This window comes from Pseudomonas corni, assembly GCF_057128765.1.
Genome location: NZ_JBSKHW010000004.1, coordinates 208,438 through 226,878, shown reverse-complemented (window position 1 = coordinate 226,878; position 18,441 = coordinate 208,438). Strand labels below are relative to the sequence as shown.

General features: G+C 57.8%; 17 protein-coding genes and 1 pseudogene. 8 read left to right on the top strand and 10 right to left on the bottom strand.

The window, feature by feature from the left end:
* Positions 1 to 52: 52 nt before the first annotated feature.
* The 3 genes from alkB to ACWKV9_RS09830 all read right to left on the bottom strand — a co-directional run bounded on the left by alkB (position 53) and on the right by ACWKV9_RS09830 (position 1,317).
* On the bottom strand, positions 53 to 730 hold the full coding sequence (gene alkB, locus ACWKV9_RS09840) for a DNA oxidative demethylase AlkB (RefSeq protein ID WP_483835990.1): 678 nt from the start codon (positions 728 to 730) through the stop codon (positions 53 to 55).
* A 35-nt stretch (positions 731 to 765) separates the two neighbouring features.
* Entirely contained in the window at positions 766 to 945 is a 180-nt protein-coding gene (locus tag ACWKV9_RS09835; RefSeq protein WP_483835906.1) for a hypothetical protein, read from the bottom strand.
* A 66-nt stretch (positions 946 to 1,011) separates the two neighbouring features.
* Entirely contained in the window at positions 1,012 to 1,317 is a 306-nt protein-coding gene (locus ACWKV9_RS09830; protein ID WP_483835905.1) for a DUF1883 domain-containing protein, read from the bottom strand.
* A 169-nt stretch (positions 1,318 to 1,486) separates the two neighbouring features.
* Here ACWKV9_RS09830 and ACWKV9_RS09825 point away from each other — a divergent pair, with 169 nt between their 5' ends.
* Entirely contained in the window at positions 1,487 to 1,846 is a 360-nt protein-coding gene (locus tag ACWKV9_RS09825; RefSeq protein WP_483835904.1) for a hypothetical protein, read from the top strand.
* Positions 1,847 to 1,852: 6 nt separating this feature from the next.
* Here the strand turns inward: ACWKV9_RS09825 and ACWKV9_RS09820 are convergent, their stop codons facing one another.
* Together ACWKV9_RS09820 and ACWKV9_RS09815 are read right to left on the bottom strand one after the other, a co-directional pair.
* Complete coding sequence (locus ACWKV9_RS09820; protein ID WP_483835903.1) at positions 1,853 to 2,134, bottom strand: hypothetical protein; 282 nt, start codon at positions 2,132 to 2,134, stop codon at positions 1,853 to 1,855.
* Positions 2,135 to 2,260: 126 nt separating this feature from the next.
* Positions 2,261 to 2,446: a hypothetical protein gene (locus tag ACWKV9_RS09815; protein ID WP_483835902.1), complete on the bottom strand. Its 186-nt coding sequence runs from the start codon at positions 2,444 to 2,446 to the stop codon at positions 2,261 to 2,263.
* 313 nt (positions 2,447 to 2,759) lie between these two features.
* Here ACWKV9_RS09815 and galU point away from each other — a divergent pair, with 313 nt between their 5' ends.
* The 6 genes and pseudogenes from galU (at position 2,760) to ahpF (ending at position 9,373) form a co-directional block, all read left to right on the top strand.
* Complete coding sequence (galU, locus tag ACWKV9_RS09810) at positions 2,760 to 3,590, top strand: UTP--glucose-1-phosphate uridylyltransferase GalU (RefSeq protein WP_483835901.1); 831 nt, start codon at positions 2,760 to 2,762, stop codon at positions 3,588 to 3,590.
* A 147-nt stretch (positions 3,591 to 3,737) separates the two neighbouring features.
* A complete protein-coding gene (gene gorA / locus ACWKV9_RS09805) occupies positions 3,738 to 5,093 on the top strand; it encodes a glutathione-disulfide reductase (protein WP_483835900.1) in 1,356 nt (451 codons plus the stop codon).
* Positions 5,094 to 5,200: 107 nt separating this feature from the next.
* Positions 5,201 to 6,469 (top strand): annotated as a pseudogene (locus ACWKV9_RS09800) (hybrid sensor histidine kinase/response regulator); the annotation flags it as partial.
* A gap of 75 nt (positions 6,470 to 6,544) precedes the next feature.
* On the top strand, positions 6,545 to 6,901 hold the full coding sequence (locus ACWKV9_RS09795) for a response regulator (RefSeq protein ID WP_483835989.1): 357 nt from the start codon (positions 6,545 to 6,547) through the stop codon (positions 6,899 to 6,901).
* A gap of 193 nt (positions 6,902 to 7,094) precedes the next feature.
* On the top strand, positions 7,095 to 7,658 hold the full coding sequence (ahpC, locus tag ACWKV9_RS09790; RefSeq protein ID WP_483835899.1) for an alkyl hydroperoxide reductase subunit C: 564 nt from the start codon (positions 7,095 to 7,097) through the stop codon (positions 7,656 to 7,658).
* A gap of 152 nt (positions 7,659 to 7,810) precedes the next feature.
* The gene (gene ahpF / locus ACWKV9_RS09785; protein ID WP_483835898.1) at positions 7,811 to 9,373 is read left to right on the top strand and encodes an alkyl hydroperoxide reductase subunit F; all 1,563 of its coding nucleotides are present in this window, start codon (positions 7,811 to 7,813) and stop codon (positions 9,371 to 9,373) included.
* Between the two features lie 95 nt (positions 9,374 to 9,468).
* Here ahpF and gloA read toward each other — a convergent pair whose 3' ends face one another.
* A complete protein-coding gene (gene gloA / locus ACWKV9_RS09780; protein ID WP_483835897.1) occupies positions 9,469 to 9,996 on the bottom strand; it encodes a lactoylglutathione lyase in 528 nt (175 codons plus the stop codon).
* 151 nt (positions 9,997 to 10,147) lie between these two features.
* Here gloA and ACWKV9_RS09775 point away from each other — a divergent pair, with 151 nt between their 5' ends.
* Positions 10,148 to 10,699: a DUF4946 domain-containing protein gene (locus ACWKV9_RS09775; RefSeq protein WP_483835988.1), complete on the top strand. Its 552-nt coding sequence runs from the start codon at positions 10,148 to 10,150 to the stop codon at positions 10,697 to 10,699.
* 468 nt (positions 10,700 to 11,167) lie between these two features.
* Here ACWKV9_RS09775 and ACWKV9_RS09770 read toward each other — a convergent pair whose 3' ends face one another.
* From ACWKV9_RS09770 to ACWKV9_RS09755, 4 genes are all read right to left on the bottom strand, one after another.
* A complete protein-coding gene (locus ACWKV9_RS09770; protein ID WP_483835896.1) occupies positions 11,168 to 11,530 on the bottom strand; it encodes a histone-like nucleoid-structuring protein, MvaT/MvaU family in 363 nt (120 codons plus the stop codon).
* Positions 11,531 to 11,905: 375 nt separating this feature from the next.
* Complete coding sequence (locus tag ACWKV9_RS09765; RefSeq protein ID WP_483835895.1) at positions 11,906 to 13,006, bottom strand: tetratricopeptide repeat protein; 1,101 nt, start codon at positions 13,004 to 13,006, stop codon at positions 11,906 to 11,908.
* Positions 13,007 to 13,844: 838 nt separating this feature from the next.
* Positions 13,845 to 15,242, bottom strand: a complete 1,398-nt coding sequence (locus ACWKV9_RS09760) for an efflux transporter outer membrane subunit (RefSeq protein WP_483835894.1) — start codon at positions 15,240 to 15,242, stop codon at positions 13,845 to 13,847.
* Positions 15,242 to 18,433, bottom strand: coding sequence for an efflux RND transporter permease subunit (locus tag ACWKV9_RS09755; RefSeq protein WP_483835893.1), 3,192 nt, complete (start codon positions 18,431 to 18,433; stop codon positions 15,242 to 15,244). The genes ACWKV9_RS09760 and ACWKV9_RS09755 overlap by 1 nt, the downstream gene beginning before the upstream one ends.
* Positions 18,434 to 18,441 lie beyond the last annotated feature (8 nt).

Sequence of the window (18,441 nt, the reverse complement as noted above, 5' to 3'; positions counted from 1 at the left end):
TCGCGAACAAGTTCGCTCCTACAGGAGGGCGGTGTACTCAGCTTCCGACCCTTTATCGGGCCCTGCGAAAGGTGAAGTTGATGCGCTGCTCGCCAAGCCGGGGATGGCTGGCTTGTTTGATCGGCAATATGCCGTGAAAGCGCAGGCGATCTTCGCCGCCCCAGACCACCACGTCACCATGAAACAGCGGCACTTTTTGCGTCTTGTCGCTGCGCGCGTGGCCGCCAAACAGAAACATCGCTGCAATCCCCAATGATACCGAGACCACTGGCCATTGCAGGCCGTGTTCGTCCTTGTCCTGATGCAATGACATTTTCGCGCCGGGGATGTAGCGGTTGATCAGGCATGCATCCGGATTGAAATCGGGAAAGCCTGCCGCGGCCGCTGCGGTCTGCGCCAACTCGTGCATCACCTGTGGCATGTCCGGCCAGGGCTGGCCGGTCTGCGGATCGACGCGGGCGTATTGGTAGCCGCTGCGATCGCTTGTCCAGCCAAGCTCGCCGCAACTGCTCAAGCCCACTGACATGGTGAAGCCACCGGGGGTAGTCATCTGGCGAAACGGTGCTTGTTGCAGCACCGACTCCAGAGCAGGTAAAAGCGGCTCGATCAACGGCAGCGCGAACCCTCGAAACACGAATGAGCCCGGACCGATCTGCTCGGTCAATGGCGGCTGAGGAGTGTCATCAGCAAACATATCGAAGGTGGCGGGTGTATCGCCTTTGCGTTGCATCATTACGTGCACCTGTGGCGCGGCGAGGTAACGGCTCAGAGCGCCTTGCTGACTTTGACTTCTGTGATCAGATCGTCACTTTGGCCGTGCATTTTTTCCAGTGCGGCTTTGGCTTCTTCCGCTGAGGGCGACTGCAATTGCGCGAATTCAAAGCGGCGTTCGCCATTGAGCTTATAGCTGATGGCGTATTTCACGGTAGGGGTTGGGGCACTCACAAAAAAACTCCTGTCGGGCCGTGTGCAAAGACAAAAAATTCACACAGCCCGGTGTTGAATGGACTATCAGCTCAGGCGCGAGGCAGAGCGGCGCACGATTTTGATCGAGTGGGTAAACGTGGTCTTGCGCCCGCCATTGCTGTCCATCTTGCGCCCGGCGGTGTCGATGGTAATGTTCCAGAAGCCGCTACTCGGAACGGCGATTTTCGCTGGAAAGGAGTCGAACGCGCCGCCGTGGTAAGTGTGACGGCCACCATTTTTGAAACTGCGAAAATTTGCATCACTCATCAAGCGTATATTGCAGAGCTGCGAGCATTCGATGACGACGAGATCGTCTTCGTTGAGGTGCTCGCGCTGGTGTACGAATTTCATGGATCTCTCCGGAGATAAGGCGATTCTCGAAAACCCGAAACGATAGCACGCAGTCGTTTGGCAGTTGTGGTCGCAAATGTTTTTTTGCGTTGTTTGCGAGCGAAAATTCAAACTATAGGGATTTTATCGTGCATCGGCCTGTCGTAAGCACCTTTACTGGAGGGATTGTATGAAACTGGCTGTTGTTATTCTGGCTCTTGCGATGACTGGCTGTGCCACGGTCTCGGATATAGAACACACACCCGCAACAATGAGCGTCATGTCTGGCAAGAATCCTCAAGAATATGCCGAGTGTTTTTTGCGCAAGATCGCGGACAGCCGCAAGCCGCCGCAGATTGAACCGCGTCATGAAGGCCTGCGCATCATCGTTCCGCAAAAGCTGATTCAGGGCGATCCGGCGGCGATCCTGGACATTGAACCGCGCTCAAGCGGAAGCTCGATCAAAGTCTATGAGCGCATCAGCAACGTGCCGATGCGGCCCAAAGATGTCCAGCGCGCTGCCACTGCCTGCATTTCCGGCGCAGCGTGATTGCGCTTACTTGCAGCTGACCAGCAGGCTGCGGGTTTTGTAATTGCCCACATCTACGCCCAGGGTCTTGTCGCTTTCCTTGGGCTGAGGAGTGCCGTCGGTGCTGACGATGTTGTAGCCGGTGCCTGCGCAGGAGGCATCGGCTTTTTCGTAGCACGCCGCCCATGACATGGCTTCGCCTGAGCAGTCGATGCTCAAGCCCTGCTTGCCGTTTTTCATGTAGGTATTTTCAGCGGTGGCGCAGCCGGTGAGGCCCAGTACTGCAATAAGGGACAAAATCTTGGTCATGTTCGAATGCTTCATGATGAGGGCCGGGAAAGAGTCTTGGACAGCGTGTGTTCGACTGGCTGGCAGTGCCATCGTTCCGGCATCACCGAAATCATTTGTGGCATCTGCCGTCCCGGCGTTGCAGCGTCAGTTTTTCGGGTCAGATCGGCGGCGCGGTGCAGGCGTGTCTTCAAAGACTGCGGCCACCTCTACGGCCAGGCTTTCGGTTGGAAAGGGGCCCGCGACGGCTTCATCGCCTATCCCGCACACCCACCACTGGTTGTCCGCCAGCTTCTTGATCACGTAGCCATTTACAGTTTTTACGTCCGACATGTATCCGTCTCGATCAGAAAAAAGGCCTCGCATAATAAGGCGCCGGGCTGTGTCTGTCGCCTGAAGCGTCACTGAAAAAGCGCCGATTCTGCCCCTGAGAATAATCCATCGCATTGAAACCTTGCACGGCTATGCTTGGCTGAGTCATGGTCTACAGGTGAACGGTCCACGGTCGCAATCTCGTTGCCTGCACGGAACTATCTGCCCCAGGATTCCTCTATCATGGCATCGGACGGCCAGTGGCGGGCATTGTGAGGTGACCGCCGCCTGTTTAGACTGCGCCGTAATGCCCCCAGCCCCATCAAGGACTTATATGATCAAGAAATGCTTGTTCCCTGCAGCCGGTTACGGCACTCGCTTTTTGCCAGCGACCAAAGCCATGCCTAAAGAGATGCTGGCAGTTGTTAACAAGCCACTGATCCAATATGGCGTAGAAGAGGCACTGGAGGCCGGTCTGACCGAAATCTCCATTGTGACCGGCCGCGGCAAGCGCGCGCTGGAGGACCATTTCGATATCAGCTACGAACTCGAACACCAGATCAAGGGCACTGACAAGGAGAAATACCTGGTCGGCATCCGCAAGCTCATCGACGAATGCAGCTTTTCCTACACCCGTCAGACCGAAATGAAAGGCCTCGGCCACGCGATCCTTAGCGGTCGACCACTGATTGGCAACGAGGCATTTGCCGTCGTACTGGCCGATGACTTGTGTGTTAACCCGGGTGGTGACGGCGTCCTGGAGCAAATGGTCAAACTGCACAACCAGTACAAATGTTCCATCGTTGCTATTCAGGAAGTACCTGCCGACCAGACTCACAAGTACGGCGTCATCGCCGGTGAAGAGATCAAGCCAGGTCTGTTCCGTGTGACCGACATGGTTGAAAAACCAAAGCCTGAAGATGCGCCGTCGAATCTGGCGATCATTGGCCGTTACATCCTCACGCCGGACATCTTCGAGAAGATCGAGCAGACCGAACCGGGTAAAGGTGGTGAGATTCAGATTACAGACGCCCTGATGAAACAGGCTGCCGAAGGCAACGTCCTGGCCTACAAATTCAAAGGCCAACGCTTCGACTGTGGTGGTGCTGCTGGTTACGTTGAGGCCACCAACTTCTGCTTCGAGAACTTCTACAAAGAGCTGTAAGCATCGCGTTATGTCAGCTGTACCGGTTTCCATCGCGCAGCTGTATGTAGGACAAAGCCACCTTCGGGTGGCTTTGTCGTTTCTGTCCTACAGCGCTGACCGACAGCGTTTTAGCGGTTATGCTAGGGGCCTGCTCAGGAGAACATGATGGCTTACGACTTCGACCTTTTTGTGATTGGCGCCGGTTCCGGCGGTGTGCGTGCCGGGCGATTTGCTGCCGGTTTTGGCGCACGTGTAGCGGTTGCCGAAAGCCGTTACCTGGGCGGCACCTGCGTTAACGTCGGTTGCGTGCCGAAGAAGTTTCTGGTGTACGGGGCCAACTTTTCCGGTGAGTTTGAACACGCCAAGGGCTTCGGCTGGAAGCTTGGGGAGCCGTCTTTTGATTGGTCGACCTTGATCGCCAACAAAGATCGCGAAATCCACCGTCTCAACGATATTTATCGCAAGCTGCTGGTCGACAGCGGCGTGACGCTGATGGAAGGCCACGCCAGATTGCGCGGCCCCCACGAAGTCGAAATCAACGGTCAGGTTCATACCGCCGAACATATCCTCATCGCTACCGGCGGCTGGCCACAAGTGCCTGAGTTTCCCGGAAGCGAGCATGCCATTACTTCCAACGAAGCGTTCTTCCTGGACAAGCTCCCCAAGCGCATCGTCGTCGTCGGTGGCGGGTATATCGCGGTGGAGTTTGCTTCGATCTTCAACGGTCTGGGTGCCGAAACCACGCTGATGTATCGCCGGGAATTGTTCCTGCGCGGTTTCGATGGCAGCGTGCGTAAGCACCTGCACGAGGAATTGACCAAACACGGCATGGATGTGCAATTCAATACCGACATCGCCAGCATCGAAAAACTGGCTGACGGTACGTTGCAGCTGGGCCTGAAAGATGGGCGCTCGGTCAATACCGACCTTGTGTTCTACGCCACGGGTCGTCGTCCGATGCTCGATAATCTTGGCCTGGAAACGGTCAACGTCGAGCTCGATGACAATGGCTTCGTCAAGGTCAACGACGATTACCAGACCAGCGAGCCGTCGATCCTCGCCCTGGGTGATGTCATCGGTCGCGTGCAGTTGACGCCGGTGGCGCTTGCTGAGGGCATGGCCGTTGCTCGTCGCTTGTTCAAGCCTGAAGAGTTCCGCCCGGTGGATTATGATCACATTCCGACAGCGGTTTTCAGTCTGCCGAACATCGGCACCGTGGGCCTGACGGAAGAGGACGCCAAGGAGGCCGGATACGAAGTTCAGATTTTTGAAAGTCGCTTCCGCCCCATGAAGCTGAGCCTGACCGACGATCAGGAGCGCACGTTGATGAAGCTGGTGGTAGATGCCAAAACCGATAAGGTCCTGGGTTGCCACATGGTCGGTCCGGATGCCGGAGAAATTATCCAGAGCCTGGCGATCGCGGTGAAGGCGGGGGCGACTAAACGTGTCTTTGACGACACGATTGGCGTGCATCCAACCGCTGCCGAAGAATTCGTCACCATGCGCACGGCCACTCGTTGATCGTTCACGCAGCGTAACCGAAGTCACCCCGGCGTCATGGACGAAGCCGGGTTGTAAGACACAAGATGGAAGGACCCTTTTTGAACAGCAAGAGTTTGCCGGCACCTATGCCTTTGAACCGCGTCGGACCCGACGAAACCCCACTTCCCCAGGCTCAAGCGCTGCGAGAGAGCGAGCGGCAGTTTCGTACTCTCGCCGACAACATGAGCCAGCTGGCATGGATTGCTGATCCTGCCGGCAATATCTATTGGTACAACGAGCGCTGGTACAGCTACACCGGGACGTCGCTCGAAGCCATGCTCGCGTTGGGCTGGCGCTCGTTGCATCACCCGGACCACATCGAACGTGTCAACGCGAGGCTTTCCCGATGTTTTGCCACCGGGTCGGTCTGGGAAGACACCTTCCCGTTGCGGGGGCAGGACGGGCTTTACCGCTGGTTTCTTTCTCGGGCTTTGCCCATTCGTGATGATGAGGGGCGGATCACCTACTGGTTGGGCACCAGCACCGACATCACCGCGCAGGTCAATGCTGAAGAGGCGCTGCGCGAGCTCAACGAGAGCCTTGAGCAGCGAGTGGCCACACGCACTCGCGAACTGGCCACTGCCAATGAGCTGCTGCAAGTGGAGATGAGCGAGCGCGCCCACGCTGAAGAGGCGCTGCGACACGCGCAGAAAATGGACGCCATCGGCCAGCTTACCGGCGGTATCGCCCATGACTTCAACAACATGCTCACCGGGGTGCTCGGCGCGTTGGACCTGATCCAGCGTCGAGTGGCAGCTGGTCGCGTTTCGGAGATTGATCGCTACATCGAGGCTGCGATGAGTTCGGCCAATCGCGCCGCATCGCTGACCCACCGCTTGCTGGCGTTCGCCCGTCGCCAGTCGTTGAACCCGCAACCGGTTCAGGTCAACCGCATGGTGCTGTCCATGGAGGAGTTGCTGCGCCGCACATTGGGCGAGAACATCGAGCTGGAAATCGACCTGGGTCTGGCGATGCGCTTGACCAACACCGACGAGCATCAGCTGGAAAATGCCTTGTTGAACCTGGTGATCAACGCTCGGGACGCGATGCCGGAGGGCGGGCGGTTGCTGATTTGCACCGAGGTGGTCGCGCTGGGTTCTGCGCACGAAGGGGCCACCTACGAAGGGCCGGCGCCCGGCGATTACGTGCGTCTTGCCGTACAAGATACCGGATGCGGCATGCCCCCAGAGGTTATTGCCTGCGCCTTTGATCCGTTCTTCACCACCAAGCCGATCGGGCAGGGGACGGGCTTGGGCCTGTCGATGGTCTATGGGTTCATGAGCCAGACCGGTGGCCACGTGCAGCTCGACAGCGTTGTAGCCCAGGGCACCCGCATCGAGTTGTATCTGCCGTGTCATGTCGAAAATGCTGCCCCGATCGTTGATATTCCGTACCAGCCTGCGCCGTGTCGCGCCAGCCTGGGCGAGCGGGTGCTGGTGGTTGAAGATGAACCCGACGTGCGCATGCTGGTGGTGGATGTGCTGAGCGATCTGGGATACGTGGTGTCATCCGCCGCAGATGGTCCGACTGCGCTGCAGCACCTGCAGGGAAGCGAGCGTATTGATCTGCTGGTCAGCGATGTCGGGTTGCCGGGCATGAACGGCCGGGAGCTGGCCGAGATCGCCCGTCAGCATCGCCCGGGACTCAAGGTCTTGTTCGTTACGGGCTATGCGCGAAACGCGCAAGTGCGTGGGGATTTTCTGGCTGATGGCATGGACCTGTTGACCAAGCCTTTCAGCATCGATGACCTGGCCCAGCGCGTACGCGGGCTGATCGACAATGACTGATCAGCGCGCCCGAAATAACACTCGGGCAGTCGCCGCCAATTGCCCATTTGCGCTAAGACTGATTTCTTCTATTAATAAACATCTTTTATAGTGAAAACCAATCGATCGCATGAGGTTTGCCAATGGGCCCATCTCAGCGGTTGTGCGTAGTATCCTCCCCATAGATTTCATAACCCCTAAGGAGATTCACCCGATGCCTATCATCAACAGCCAAGTAAAACCGTTCAACGCGACTGCATACCGTAACGGCGACTTCGTAGAAGTGTCGGACGCAGACCTGAAAGGCAAATGGTCTGTAGTGTTCTTCTACCCGGCTGACTTCACCTTCGTTTGCCCAACCGAGCTGGAAGACCTGGCTGACAACTACGCCGCGTTCCAGAAACTGGGCGTCGAAATCTACAGCGTTTCCACTGACACCCACTTTGCTCATGCTGCATGGCACAACACTTCGCCTGCCATCGGCAAAATCCAATACACCATGATCGGCGACCCGACCCTGACCATCTCCCGCAACTTCGACGTGCTGATCGAAGAAGCAGGCCTGGCTGACCGTGGCACCTTCGTGATCAACCCAGACGGCCTGATCAAAATCGTTGAACTGAACGATGGCGGCGTTGGCCGTGACGCTTCCGAGCTGCTGCGCAAAATCAAGGCCGCTCAGTACGTTGCTGCTCACCCGGGCGAAGTTTGCCCAGCCAAATGGCAAGAAGGCGAGGCCACTCTGGCTCCGTCCCTTGACCTGGTCGGCAAGATCTAAGTCCTTATGTACAGGACTGGGAGCGATGAGCTCTTGAGCAAGTAATCCGCATCGCCCCCAAAACGCCCGGGCGGTCATCGTTCGGGCGTTTTTTTTTGACTATCGAATCACTTTTATTTTTTTAGCCACTTTTTTGAAAAGGAAGCCATCTCATGTTGGACGCCAACCTCAAAGCTCAAATGAAGTCGTACCTGGAGCGGATCACTCGCCCGATCGATATCGTCGCGTCCCTCGATGACAGCGCAAAATCCCAGGAAATGCTGTCGTTGCTCAACGACATCGTCGCCAGCTCCAATCGCATCACCCTGAACACCGATGGCAACGATGGGCGCACCCCGTCGTTCGCACTCAACAGCCCGGGCGAAAACATCAGCCTGCGCTTTGCCGGCTTGCCAATGGGCCACGAATTCACTTCGTTGGTGCTTGCGCTGCTGCAAGTTGGCGGCTATCCGTCTAAAGCCACCGAAGACACCATTGAGCAAGCGCGGTCGCTCACCGGCGAATTCAAGTTCGAAACCTATTTCTCCTTGAGCTGCCAGAACTGCCCGGACGTGGTCCAGGCGTTGAACCTGCTCGCGGTGCTAAATCCGAACGTGCAGCACGTTGCGGTGGAAGGCAGCCTGTTCCAGGCCGAAGTCACCGAGCGTCAGATCATGTCGGTGCCGAGCGTTTACTTGAACGGCGAGCTGTTCGCCCAAGGGCGCATGAACCTGGAAGAAATCCTGGCGAAGATCGACACCAGTGCCGGGGATCGTCAGGCGGAAAAACTCAACGCTAAAGAAGCCTTCGACGTATTAGTCGTCGGCGGCGGACCAGCGGGTTCGGCGGCAGCAATCTATGCAGCTCGTAAGGGTATTCGCACTGGCGTTGCAGCTGAACGCTTCGGCGGCCAGGTGCTAGACACCATGGCGATCGAGAACTTCATCTCCGTGCAGCACACTGAAGGGCCGAAACTGGCCGTGGCGCTGGAAGAGCACGTCAAAGAGTACGAAGTCGACATTATGAATCTGCAACGCGCCGATCAGCTGATTCCTGGCAAGGCGGGCGAGTTGCATCAGGTGAAGTTTGCCAGCGGTGCGATTCTCAAATCCAAGACCGTGATTCTCGCCACCGGCGCACGCTGGAGAGAAATGAACGTGCCGGGTGAGCAGCAATACCGCAACAAAGGCGTTGCGTACTGCCCGCACTGCGACGGTCCGCTGTTCAAGGGCAAGCGCGTTGCGGTAATCGGCGGCGGTAACTCCGGTGTTGAAGCGGCCATCGACCTGGCGGGGATCGTGTCTCACGTGACGTTGCTGGAATTTGACAGCATTCTGCGCGCCGATGCCGTATTGCAACGCAAACTGCACAGCCTGCCAAACGTTACTGTGCTGACCAGCGCGCTGACCACCGAAGTGACCGGCGACGGTCAGAAGGTCAATGGCCTGCGCTACAAGAACCGCATCACTGGCGAAGAAATTACTGTTGAACTGGAAGGGATCTTCGTGCAGATCGGCCTGCTGCCGAACACTGAATGGCTCAAGGGCACGATCGAATTGTCGCCTCGTGGCGAGATCGTGATCGATCAGCGTGGCGAAACCTCGATCCCAGGCATCTTCGCTGCAGGCGACGTGACCACCGTGCCGTACAAGCAGATCGTGATTGCTGTCGGCGAGGGCGCCAAGGCCTCGCTCAGCGCATTCGATCACTTGATCCGCACCAGCGCGCCGGAGTGAGTGTTATGAACTGGTAAATCTGAAACGACGCTGAAACAAAAAAACCTCATGAGCGATCATGAGGTTTTTTTTGCTTTTTATCTGTATTCGCCGGGTTACTCAGTCACCGGCGTTGGCTGAATGATCTCAACCCAATAGCCATCCGGGTCCTTGACGAAGGCCAGGCTTTTCATGCGGCCGTCGGTCAGGCGCTTCTGGAAATCCACACCCAGCTTTTCAAAGCGCTCGCACGCTACCTTCACGTCCGGCACCGAGATGCAGATGTGGCCAAAGCCGCGCGGGTCGGTGTTGCCGTTGTGGTAAGTGAAAGCAGGATCGTTTTCGGTGCCGTGGTTGTGGGTCAGTTCCAGGATGCCCGCAATGCCTTTCATCCAGACAGTGCGTGCTGCGTCGTCTTCCGGGATTTGCGCTTTGTCCACCAGTGCCAGGAAGTACAGGCTGAATTCGGCTTCAGGGAAATCGCGCTTCTCAACCAGGCTGAAACCCAGCACGCGGGTGTAAAAGTCCAATGAAGCGGTGGCGTCTTTGACGCGCAGCATCGTGTGGTTGAACACGAATTGCTGGGTGGCCGCTTCCGGTTGTGCAGTGACGCCGGGGAGGGTGTTCAGGTCGTGCAGGCTCATGGATGACTCCAGGTGAAAGGTAAAGACAATGGCAAATGATACGGGGCCGACGCCGGCCCGCCAAACGCTAATGCAGCCAAACCATCTGTTCGGCCTTGTTCCGCAGGTTTCACTGGCTCACACTTTGCGCTTCGTCGTTCAGGTCTCGACCATGGCTTATCTGCAACGTAAAACCCTGTTGGCTGCTCTGGGTGTATTGCTCAGTATCAGCTGCGTCCAGGCGCAAGATTCGTTGATCAACTGGCCCGCCGGTTGGGAGGTGGAGCCTGTGCCGACACCGGACGCTTCATCGCCGTCGTCCACTGGGCAGCTACGCCAACGCGCAGTAAAAAATGATGAAAACGGCGACCCGGCAATGGTTGTCGAGTTGACCGAGTCGCAACTTCAGGCGGGGCATGCGGTGAATGTGCAGGGCGTTTTGCTGGAGATGCGCAAGGCGATTCAGGTCAACTTTGCCCGCAGCGGTTTTCAGAGCGCCTGTACGCAGATGAAGGCTGGCACGCTAAGCGAAATGCCCACCATGGAGACCACCTGCACGATTACCCAGAATGGCGTGCATGTGATGACGCAAACGCTGGTGGCTGCCGCGAGCAAGGAGCGCGCCTGGTCGTTGTCTTATGCTGGATCTGCCGTCGGTTATGCCAACCACAAGGATGAAGTCGTGCGCATCAGAGACAGCTTGCAGCTCAACGCCACGCCGTGATGCCCGGACGGTCGATTTCTTAAATAGCAGGCATAAAGAAGCCCGCCGAAGCGGGCATGGGGTGCTAATCCTTTAGCTGCTTGTATCCTGAAAGGTCAGGTGTGAAAAAAGTGTGAAGATGACGCGACTATGCGGTGTGTTTTTTCTCTTTATGCAATTTGCGGCCGGGTCAGCTGGAAACTGGTATAAATTGATTCTTTCCAAAGTATCAACGATTAAGCGAAATATCCGCTGAATCCCACGTATCGGTAAGTAAGTGCAAACCTATTAACCAGGTTGTAAGCCGCGCCATGCAGGCCATACACGAACGGCCCGTCTAAACGAACTTGTACGATAAGCCGAGTATTATTGCTTTGGTGGAATGTATAACGTTTTTTTCACATTTGACTCAGACGCGTTGATTTTTCGACGTCAATAAAAAGCCCCGACAAGTGGGGCTTAATATGCACTGATGGTCTAAACGTGAGTTCAAACACGTAACCATGAATCGACCGTCGAAACCCCGTATTGCTCCTTCCAGGATTTCAGACCTCGGTGGTTACCACCTTTGGTTTCGATCAATTCGCCTGTGTGCGGGTTGTGGTAAACCTTCATGACACGGGCGCGGCGGCGTTTTGGCCCCGGTGCGGCGGTTGTATACGGTACTGGATTGGGATCGAGGATATCGACGATGTCACGCAGGCTTTTGTCGTAGGTGGCCATGAGCTTGTGCAAGTGCTGTTCGAATTCGATCTCTCTTTTCAGGCCGGCGTCATTCTTCAGATTCTCCAGCTGAGCGAGCTGTTCCTGAAGGGCTTTTTCTGCTGCACGAAACTCGGCAAGTCTGGACAAATACTGTACTCCAACGGTGAATGGCTTTAATCAGCCAGGCGCAGTCTTTAGAGACGCGATAAATGGTCGTGTGCTCATCGTTTTTCTACCCTGCCGCGCGAGCTGTTGATCGATCAAGGAAACTAACAGTGAAGGTTCAGTGGCGCAGCGAGAGTGACGGGTAGTTGGTGGGCTACGGGCAAATCATGCACGTTTTTTTTCGGTTAGAAAATACTCTTCCTGCAATTCATTATATGAAGAGGGGATTAACGCTTGGGTTTATCTGACAAAACTGTAGTGGAAGGAGAAAGGAGTTGTAAGTAATTTCCGATATTAGTCCATATCTGGAAACTGCCCCTCATCTTGAAGCTACCGCGGTGGGGACGTGACCGTTGTCTACAGGCCCTGTTGCAGTGCCGGATCATCCGGATTTTGCTGTTCGAGTTCAGCCTGCAACACCTGCACTTTTTGCAACTGCCCGCTTTCCTTCCAGTAATGGATGAGCAGCACTCTCGCGCTGCGGTTGGCGGGTTGTCGCTGCAGGATGTCTTCGAGTTGGCGTTGTGCAGGCTCCAGTTGATCGAGGTCGTGCAGCGCCACCGCCAGGTCGTAACGGTAGCCGGTATTTTCCGGTTCCAGCTCAACCGCCTTGGCCAGCGCGAGGAGGGCGTATTCATGCTGACCATGGCTGAGCAGCCACTGGCCGAGTGCGTGCTGCAACAGCGAAGACTGCGGGTGTTTGTCCAGCAAACGCGCCAACTGCTGCCGGGACTGGTCGGGCTGGCCTTGCAGGTCAAGGAGATCGACCTGGGTCAGGCCGACTTGCAGATTGTCGGGCTCAAGCGTTGATGCCAACGTCAGGGCGCCGACCGCTTTTTGAGCTGAGCCGGTGGTCATGTAAAGCCTGGCAAGCTGGACCTGGCTCTGCCCATCCGGGGCCTGGGCGGCGAGGGCGCTTTCATATTCCTGCGCAACGGTTTGCAGCGGGCCGAAGTAAAGCCCAACGTCGTCCGGGCTCAGGCCCAGTAACGCTTTGGCAGCATTGAAGCGCGTGGCCTGATCCGGGTCATCTAACAGGGGCCCGATCAACACGCTTCGTTGCGGCGCGGGCACCATCGCACTGACGGCATTAATCGCCGCTTGCTGGATCAGTGCAGAGGGTTGTCTGAGGTCTGCTTTAAGCAGCTTGAGCGCTTGAGGGCTTGGGTAGTTGGCGAGTTCAGTGAGCAAACCGGCGCGGCGGATGTCCGACAGGTCGGTGCGGCCTAATTGCTGATACAGCACGCGAGCGGCCCCTGGCTTGCCGTTGTGCGCCAGCTCCAGCGCCTCGGCGTAGGTGTGGCTGAGGGGAGCGGCGGTCGGCACGGCGTTCCATGCCCGGTGAACCAGCAAGCCTGCGACCACAACCGCCAACAGCAACGCGACAGCCAGCGCAATTCTCCAATGGCGGGTTTTTTTAAGGGCGGACGATGGGCCCTGGGCAGGCGCGTTGGGCATGTCGAATTCCATTCCTGTGGCTCAGCAGCTTCGAGGACTGCTTGCTGTGTGTCAAACGGCAATCGCGATTGCAGGCCCGCCCTTTTAGCGAGCAGGCTCACTCCTACCCGCGTATTAGCCGGATCCTCAGGATCACTGTAGGAGCGCGCTTGCCCGCGAAGCGATATGTGAGGCGAAAAGATGTAGCGGGTGTTAGGGCCTGTTCGCGGGCAAGCGCGCTCCTACAAGGTTTGTGCCGCGCAAAAAATCAGCAGTGCCTCAGGACTAATGTGGGAGCGAACCTGTTCGCGAAGATGGTGGTTGGGCGATAGAGATTCAGCGGATGCACCAGCTTCTTCGCGGACAGGTCCGCTCCCACAGTTTTTCGTATTAGCTTGAGATTCCGGTGTGTCGCAGGTTTACCTTGAGAGCAGAGCTGGTCGGATATCAGCGGCGATTGAGGCCCCAACAGGATCTCCTTTAGGCGGAAATCAGCAGCCTCAGGACTATTGTGGGAGCGAACCTGTTCGCGAAGGCGGTGGTTTGGGCGATAGAGATGCAGCGGATGCACCGGGCTGTTCGCGGGCAAGTTCCTACAAGGTTTGTGCCGCGCGAAAAATCGGCAGCGCCTCGGGACTATTGTGGGAGCGAACCTGTTCGCGAAGATGGTGGTTTGGGCGATAGAGATGCAGCGGATGCACCGGCCTGTTCGCGGGCAAGCGCGCTCCTACAAGGTTTGTGCCGCGTGAAAGATCAGCAATGCCGCAGCTCTCATGGGGTTTGTGTTGGCCGGCGGAACCGATAAAAAAAGCCCTGCACTGGGAGAGTGCAGGGCTTGTGTGAAACGTAACGCCTCAGATCAGGCGCTAGGCTGCCAGCCGCCGCCCAGCGCTTTGTAGATGGCGACGATGCCGCGATAGACCTCGATCTCTGCTTGCGCCTGGGTGTCTTCTGCCGCCAGACGTTCACGTTCGGCATCCAGCAGGACGAGGAAGTCAGCGGTGCCTTCCTTGTACTGGATGCTCGCCAGATTGGCCGCCGAGCGACTGGATTCACTCTGACGCACCAGCGACACGAGGCGTTGCTGGCGCTTGTCGTAATCGCTGAAGGCGTTTTGGGTTTCTTCCAGTGCCAGTAATACCTGCTGTTCGTAGTTCGCCAGCGCCCCTTCGGCATCGGCGTTTGCACCACGAATCCGCGCCCGCACACTGCCCAGGTCAAACGCAGCCCAGGTGATGCTTGGACCAAGCCCCCACGCCTGCGCGGCGCCCGAGCCCAGTTGCGAACCACGGCTGGCGGTGAAGCCCAAGAACCCGCTCAGGCTGACCCGTGGAAACAGGTCTGCCGTCTGCACGCCGATGCGCGCAGTCTGCGCCGCCAATTGACGCTCGGCGCTTAGGATGTCGGGACGGTTGTGCAGCAGTTTGGTCGGATCGCCAATAGGCAATGCCTTGGAGATCGCTGGCAGCTTGGTCGGGCTCAGATCGACGCTCATCGAGTCGGCGCGCTCACCCAGCAGCGTGGCGATGCGGTTCTTCTCGCGCACTTGCTCGGCTTGCAGCTGCGGAATAGTCGCTTCAACCGCCGCCAGACGCGCATCGGCGCGCACCACATCCAGTTCGTTACCCACGCCTTCGTCGCGTAGTTGAGCGGTCACGCCACGGGAATCCTGTTGGTTCTTCAGGTTGTCCCGGGCGATGCCTTCGCGCAGTTGGGCGCCGCGCAATTGACCGTAGGCGTCCACCAGTTCGGCAATCATCGTCACTTGCAGCTGATACAGATTGGCTTCAGCCACTTGCCGGTCTGCATCACTGGCTTCGAGTTCGCGCTGAATACGCCCGAACAGGTCGATCTCCCAGGCCATGTCCAGGCCCAGGTCATAGCGTTCCTGATTGACCCGGTTTTCGGTTTCGCCCGGCACCTGAGCGCGGCCGATCTGGCTGCTGGCGCGGCTGGTGACGACCGGCATGGCATCGTTGCTGATGTCATCGCGGATCGCCCGAGCGGCTTTCAGGCGGGCGAAGGCGATGCGCAGTTCGCGGTTGCCTTGCAGCGATTCAGCCACCAGCTTGTTCAGGGTCGGATCGTCGAACTGCTGCCACCAGATGGTTTCAGTGTGATCGCGGTCGTACTTGCTCATCGCGGCGGCCTGGATGTTGGCCGCTGCGGTCTCTGGCGTCTTGTAGTCAGGGCCGACGGCGCAGGCCGCCAGCGCCAGGACCAGCAGGCTCGGCAGGAAGAGTTTTGCAGCCTTCATTAATGCGCCTCCGGCGAGATGGTCTGAACGCGTTGAGCCTTGGCCGCTTTGCGCGCTTGTTTGCGCTCTACGTGGTTACGGATCAGGACATAAAACACAGGGGTGAGCAGCAGTCCGAAGAAGGTCACACCCAGCATCCCTGAGAACACCGCCACACCCATGGCGTGACGCATTTCAGCACCTGCACCGCTGGACAGAACCAGTGGCACGACACCCATGATGAAGGCGAACGAGGTCATCAGGATCGGCCGCAGACGCAGACGGCATGCTTCAAGAACAGCCTCCAGCGGAGTCTTGCCTTTGTCCTGTTCATCCTTGGCGAATTCGACGATGAGGATCGCGTTCTTGCACGCCAGGCCCACCAGTACGATCAAGCCAATCTGGGTGAAGATGTTGTTGTCGCTACCGGCAATGATCACACCGGCGATGGCTGACAGCAGCGTCATCGGCACGATCAGGATGACTGCCAGCGGCAGGCTCCAGCTTTCATACAAGGCCGCCAGTACCAGGAACGCCAGCAGTACGCAGAGCGGGAAGACCAGGAGCGCGGTGTTGCCCGACAGGATCTGTTGGTAAGTCAGGTCGGTCCACTCGTAGGTCATGCCGTTGGGCAGTTCTTCCTTGAGCAATTTCTCCACGGCAATCTGCGCCTGACCGGAACTGAAACCCGGACCCGCCGCGCCGTTGATCTCGGCGGTGATGAAGCCGTTGTAGTGCATCACGCGGTCAGGGCCCGAGGTGTCGGTGACTTTGAGCAGCGTCGCCAACGGGATCATTTCGCCCAGGTTGTTACGCACTTTAAGCTGACCGATCTGCTCGGCGTCCTGACGGAACTGCTGTTCTGCCTGAACGTTGACCTGATACGTGCGGCCAAAACGGTTGAAGTCGTTCGCGTACAGAGAGCCCAGGTAGACCTGCAATGTGTCGAAGATGTCGCTGATCGGCACGCCGTGGGTCTTGGCTTTTTCGCGGTCGATGGCAGCGTCGACTTGCGGCACGTTCACCGTGTAGCTGGTGAACAGGCCCGCCAGCTCAGGCACGCTGCGGCTCTTGGCGATGATGTTCATCGTTTCTTTATAGAGCTCGTCGTAACCCAGGTTGCCACGGTCTTCGATCTGCAGACGGAACCCGCCAATGGTGCCCAGACCCTGTACCGGTGGTGGCGGGAAGATCGCCATGTAGGCTTCCTGGATCGAGCCAAACTGGCCGTTCAGTGCGCCGGCAATCGCCCCCGCTGATTCACTGGCCAGCTTGCGGTCCTCGAACGGCTTGAGCGTGACGAAGACGATGCCGGAGTTGGGGCTGTTGGTGAAACCGTTGATCGAAAGGCCAGGGAAGGCCACCGCACTTTCAACGCCCGGTTGCTTGAGGGCAATGTCGGACATGCGCTTGATCACGTCTTCGGTGCGGTCCAGGCTCGCAGCATCCGGCAACTGGGCAAACGCCACCAGGTACTGCTTGTCTTGCGTTGGCACAAAACCGGTTGGCGTAGTCGAGAAGCCCAGCCAGGTCATGACGATCAGGCCGGCGTATACCACTAGGGCCACACCGCTGACACGAATCACTCGGCCAACCGTATTCACGTAGCCGTTACTGGCTTTGACGAAGAAGCGGTTGAAGGGACGGAACAGCCAGCCACCCAGCAGTTTGTCGAGGAACCGCGAGAAGCCATCTTTCGGCGCGTTGTGACTGCGCAGCAAAACCGCAGCCAGAGCCGGCGACAGAGTCAGGGAGTTGAACGCGGAGATCACGGTCGAGATAGCGATGGTCAATGCGAACTGCTTGTAGAACTGCCCAGTGAGTCCGGAGATAAAGGCAGCCGGTACGAACACCGCGCACAGCACCAGCGCGGTCGCAATGATCGGCCCCGTCACTTCCCGCATGGCGATTTGCGTCGCCTCCATCGGTTCGTGTCCAAGCTCGATGTTTCGCTCGACGTTCTCCACCACCACGATGGCGTCATCGACCACGATGCCGATGGCCAATACCAGTCCGAACAGCGACAGGGCATTGAGCGAGAAACCAAACAGGTGCATGACCGCAAAGGTACCGATCAGTGACACCGGCACAGCCGCCAGCGGAATGATCGACGCGCGCCAGGTTTGCAGGAACAGGATCACCACCAGCACCACGAGGATCAGCGCTTCGAACAGGGTGTGAACCACCGCTTCAATGGAGCCGCGAACGAAGATCGTCGGGTCATAAACGATGCTGTAGTCCATGCCTTCGGGGAAGCTCTTCTTGAGCAGCTCCATTTCGGCGCGCACTTCGTTGGAAATCTCGATGGCGTTGGAGCCAGGACGCTGGAAGATCGGGATCGCGACCGCTGGCTGATTATTCAGCAGCGAACGCAGAGCGTATTGGTTGGAACCCAGCTCCACCCGAGCGATGTCTTTGACGCGAGTGATTTCACCATCGGCGCCTGAGCGAACGATGATGTTCTCGAACTCTTCTTCATTGACCAGACGGCCCTGGGTGTTGATCGACATCTGGAAGCTGGTGGCCGAAGGCGAGGGCGGGGCACCCAACTGACCGGCGGCGACCTGACGGTTCTGCTCGCGAATGGCGTTGACCACGTCGGTAGCAGTCAGATTGCGTGAGGCAGTTTTGTTCGGATCCAGCCAGACACGCAGCGAGTAGTCGCCCATACCGAACAGCTGCACGTCACCCACACCGCCCAGACGCGCCAGCTCATCCTTGATGTTGAGCACCGCGTAGTTGGACAGGTACAGCATGTCGTAGCGTTTGTCCGGCGAAGTCAGGTGGACCACCATCGTCAGGTCCGGCGACGCCTTGTCGACGGTGATACCGATGCGCGTCACTTCCTCGGGAAGCTTGGGCTCGGTCCGCGTCACGCGGTTCTGCACCTGCACCTGGGCGTTGTCCAGATCGGTGCCTAGGGCGAAGGTGATGGTCAGGGTCAGCTTGCCATCGGATGTCGCTTGCGAAGACATGTACAGCATCTTCTCAACGCCCGTGATGGCCTGCTCTAGTGGCGCGGCAACGGTTTCGCCGATCACTTTGGGGTTGGCGCCAGGGAAGTTGGCGCGTACCACCACGGTGGGCGGGACGACTTCTGGGTATTCACTGATGGGAAGCTGAAACAGCGAGATCGCACCGGCGATCAGGATCAACAGCGAGAGCACCGCTGCGAAGATCGGCCGCGTGATAAAGAACTTGGAAAAATTCATCGGAGTTG